Origin of the sequence: Staphylococcus pseudoxylosus (assembly GCF_003697915.1) — a bacterium.
GTDB lineage: Bacteria > Bacillota > Bacilli > Staphylococcales > Staphylococcaceae > Staphylococcus > Staphylococcus pseudoxylosus.
Genome location: NZ_RCVN01000113.1, coordinates 1 through 217, shown reverse-complemented (window position 1 = coordinate 217; position 217 = coordinate 1). Strand labels below are relative to the sequence as shown.

Annotated in this window: 1 protein-coding gene; it reads right to left on the bottom strand. The window is 30.4% G+C overall.

The window, feature by feature from the left end:
- Nucleotides 1-171: winged helix-turn-helix transcriptional regulator (locus tag D9V42_RS15030; protein ID WP_142927616.1), on the bottom strand; the 171-nt coding region annotated here is incomplete at its 3' end.
- Between the last annotated feature and the right edge of the window lie 46 nt (nucleotides 172-217).

Below are 217 nucleotides of genomic sequence, written 5' to 3'. Positions count from 1 at the left end.
CCAGTTATATAATTCTTCTGCTAATGGTTTTAGAGATTTTCCTAATTCAGTTAGTTTATAATCTACTTTAGGTGGCATAACTGGATAAATAGTACGTGTAATAAGTCCATCTTTTTCCAATTCTTTTAGCTTCTTTTTTAGGCATCTTACTATTGATATTAAATGTTTCATTACCTAAAACATTAACTACTGCACTGGATGAATTGGGGAGTATGAC